The sequence below is a fragment of the Pseudomonas sp. genome (assembly GCF_050739995.1).
Lineage (GTDB): Bacteria > Pseudomonadota > Gammaproteobacteria > Pseudomonadales > Pseudomonadaceae > Aquipseudomonas.
The window spans coordinates 1-3,936 of record NZ_JBOICG010000162.1; the positions used below are offsets into that span (position 1 = coordinate 1).

The 3,936-nt window shown below is 60.6% G+C and carries 3 protein-coding genes; all 3 read right to left on the bottom strand.

Annotation, left to right across the window (positions count from 1 at the left end; translation table 11 throughout):
- Positions 1 to 123 precede the first annotated feature (123 nt).
- Positions 124 to 2,082 (bottom strand): MacB family efflux pump subunit, encoded by a 1,959-nt coding sequence (locus ACRESD_RS05750; RefSeq protein ID WP_431750044.1) that lies wholly within the window; start codon positions 2,080 to 2,082, stop codon positions 124 to 126.
- Positions 2,083 to 2,085: 3 nt separating this feature from the next.
- The gene (gene macA, locus ACRESD_RS05755; protein WP_431750045.1) at positions 2,086 to 3,237 is read right to left on the bottom strand and encodes a macrolide transporter subunit MacA; all 1,152 of its coding nucleotides are present in this window, start codon (positions 3,235 to 3,237) and stop codon (positions 2,086 to 2,088) included.
- 373 nt (positions 3,238 to 3,610) lie between these two features.
- Positions 3,611 to 3,936: hypothetical protein (locus ACRESD_RS05760; RefSeq protein WP_431750046.1), on the bottom strand; the 326-nt coding region annotated here is incomplete at its 5' end.

Below are 3,936 nucleotides of genomic sequence, written 5' to 3' on the forward strand. Positions count from 1 at the left end.
CCCGCGCTGGGCTGCGTAGCGGCCCCGAAATCTGCCACCGCGTTCTACCTGACACAACGCGGCGGCCTTATTGGGGCGGCTTCGCCGCCCAGCGCGGGGCAAGCCCGCTCACTACACATTTGCTTAGTCCCGGGCCAGCGCTTCTATCGGGTCCAGCCGCGCCGCGTTCCGCGCCGGCACAAAGCCAAACACAATCCCGATCAACGTCGAGCAGGCAAACGCAGTGATGATCGAACCCACGGAGAACACCATTTCCCACTCTTTCACGAACAGCGAAAACAGATAGCCGATGGCGTAGGACAGCGAAATCCCAATCACCCCGCCGATCAGGCACACCATCACCGCTTCTACCAGAAACTGCTGACGGATATCCGATTGGCGCGCGCCCACCGCCATGCGAATGCCAATCTCGCGGGTGCGCTCGGTGACCGACACCAGCATGATATTCATCACCCCGATGCCTCCCACCAGCAACGAAATCACCGCGATCAATGACAACAGCAGCGCCAAGGAGCGGCTGGTCTTCTGCACGGTCTGCATGATGCTGTCGAGGTTATTGGTGAAAAAATCCTTGGTGCCGTGGCGTTGCAGCATGAGTTTATTGACGTTGTCTTCCACCACCTTGCTCGGCTGGCCGTCCTTGATGCGCACGGTGATGCTGTCCAGATGGCGCTGGCCCAACAGACGTCCCGCCGCTGTTTCATAAGGCACCCACACATTCAGCGCTTTGCTGGCGGCGAACATGTTTTTATTGTCGGCCGTCACGCCAATCACCGTGCACGGCAGGTTGCCCACCAGGATCACCTGGCCCAGCGGGTCGACATTCGGCCCGAACAGGCGATGACGGGTGTTGTGATCGATCACCACCACTTGTGCCTGGCGTCGTGCGTCGCTTTCGCTGAAGGCAATCCCGGCTTCGAGCTTCAAGCCCTTGACCTTGAAGTAGCGGTCACTGACGCCATTGACCTGGGCATCCAGGTCGATGTTGCCATAGCGCAGCAACAGGTTGCGGCCCACCACCGGCGTGGCGCTGTCGACGTAATACAGCTGGTTCAACGCCTCCACATCCGATGGCATTAAGGTTTCGATGGCCGACGCCCGACTGTCACCAAAACTGGTGCCCGAGAAGATGTCGATGGTGTTACTGCCAATCGCCTGGATGTCCTTGAGCACATAGCGCTTGGCACCCTCGCCGATGGCCGAGATCGACACCACCGAAGTGATGCCGATGACAATGCCGAGCATGGTCAGCAAGGTGCGCATGCGATGGGAAATCAGCGCGACCCAGGCCATGTTGAACGCCTCTTTGAACAAGCCCAGGCTTGCCACCAGGCGGCGTGCCCCACTGCGCCTGGGTTCGATGGGGGCTTCGCTGGGCAGGTCCAGGCCGACACTGTCGTTGGCCTTGTCGCTGACGATTTCGCCATCGCAGACCTCCACAATACGCTGGGCATTCGCCGCGACCTTGGGGTCGTGGGTGACGATGATCACCGTGTGCCCGGCCGCGTGCAGCTCGGCGAGGATACGCATCACCTCTTTGCCGCTGTGGGTGTCGAGGGCGCCGGTGGGTTCGTCGGCGAGGATCACTTCGCCGCCGTTCATCAAGGCCCTGGCGATACTCACCCGTTGCTGTTGCCCGCCGGACAGCTGGCTCGGCCGGTGCGTGGTATGCCCGGACAACCCAAGCCGTGCCAGCAACTCCCGTGCCCGGCTATGCCGTACAGTTTCCGGCGTACCGGCATAGATCGCCGGCATTTCCACGTTGTGCAAGGCGCTTAAGTGCGCCAGCAAGTGGTAACGCTGGAAGATAAAGCCGAAGTAATCCCGGCGCAGTTCCGCCAGTTGCTCGTCGCCCAATGAACGGGTTTCGATGCCATTGATTTTGTAGCTGCCGGCACTGGCGTAGTCCAGACCGCCCAGGATATTCATCAGGGTGGATTTGCCCGAACCCGAAGCGCCGATGATCGCGACCATTTCCCCGGCGTGAATGGTCAGGTCGATACCCTTGAGCGCAATGAATTCGCGCTCGCCGGCCATGAAACTGCGGGTGATGCCTTTGAGTTCCAACAGTGGCTGGGTCATGCGTCAGCTCCCCGCCACAGCAGGGGTTGGGTCGCCAATCACCACTTTGTCGCCCTCGGCCAGGCCCTCCAGGATCTGCACCTTGACGTTGTTGTTGATGCCCGTCTTCACGTCCCGGGACACCGCCTTGCCCTTGGCATCCAGCACCCGCAACGGGTAACTGCCATCGTTATTGCGCGCACCCAGCGCCGCCACCGGCACCATCAGCGCAGCCTGGGCGGTGTCGAGCACGATACGCACCTGGGCGGTCATGGCGATACGCAAGCGATGGTCCGGGTTGGGCACGTCGAACAGCGCGTTATAGAACACCGCGGTGTTTTGCTTCGGCGTGCCGGCGGGCGGCGTTTCCAGGAAGTTCTGTGGCGCCGGTTCCGTGCCGCGCAGCTTGGCGTAGTAGCGCTTGTCCGCTTCACCGAGGATGGTGAAATACACCTGCTGTCCGGGGCTGATATGAATCACATCGGCTTCCGACACCTGGGCCTTGACGGTCATGGTGTCCAGGTCTGCCAGCTTGAGCAGGACCGGCGCCAGTTGGCTGGCGATCACAGTCTGGCCTTCCTGGGTGACGATGCCCACCACGTCACCATCGATGGGCGCGACGATGCGGGTGTAGGCCAGATTGACCTTGGCGGTGTCGATCTGGATATGCGCGCTTTTGATCTGCGCATCCAGGGACAACAGATTGGCCTGCTGCACCTGGAAATTTGACTCGGCGTCCTCAAAGTCCTGGCGCGACACCGACTCGTCGATCTGCAAGCCTTTGTAGCGCTCATACACCGACTTGGCCTGCTTGAGCTGGGCCGCCGTAGCCCGGCGCTGGGCCTGCAGGTTTTCTTCATCCACCTGGGCTTTGCGCAGGGTGTTTTCCAGGACCAACGGGTCGATTTCAGCGAGCCACTGGCCCTTCTTGACCTTGTCGCCGACCTTGACCTTGAGCGACTTCAACTGCCCGGAAACCTGGGCACCCACATCGACCTGCTTGACGCCCTCCAACAGGCCGGTGGCCAATACAGCGTTTTCAATATCGCCGCGTTCGGCTGTGGCGGTGAGGTATTGCGGGGCATCTGCAGGGGCTTGCACCGTATAGATAGCCAATGCCGCCGCGACCGCCACTGCCAGGCCTAATCCTACTTTGCGAAACTTTGACTTTTCCATAAATGACCATAAAGAAGTGATGAGGTCCGTTCTAAAGCGAGCACGGTTCAATGTGGGAGCGGGCTTGCTCGCGAAAGCGGTGGGTCAGCCGACCAATGCATCAACTGACACTCCCTCTTCGCGAGCAAGCCCGCTCCCACATTTGGATCTCCATACATCAGGGAGATAGCAATCTGCTTTTGATCTGCTTTTGATCTGGCTGTTGATCTTCGGCGCCCCGTCAACCATGTGTCCGGTCCATACAGGTCCTTCCAAAAGTGACCCGCTGTAAGAGCGGAACCACAAGTGGCCGTGACCACAGAAACGGATATGTACACCGACAAACCGCCATCGGGGGCAAGCCCCCTCCCACATTTAGAACCGTGTGCGAGCGTCAAGACACCACCTCCCCAATCACCGCGGGCTCAAGCCACCACTGCGCCAACCCCTGAACATTCGGCGCCTTGAGCACCGTAAAGTGGTTCCCTGCGCCATACCAAACCTCCAGCCCATTGCCCTGGCGCCGCCAGCCTTCGATCATCAGCCCTTGCTCCCGCTGATTGCCCGCCGCATCCAGCGCCGGGTCTTGCGCCAACACCAATCGCACCACCCCGCGATAACGCTGCGACGGTCGATACACCGTACGCAACGCCACCGCATACGTACGCGAAGGTCCGTCCATCGCATCCACCGAAGAACGCCCCGGCAACAACCCCACAC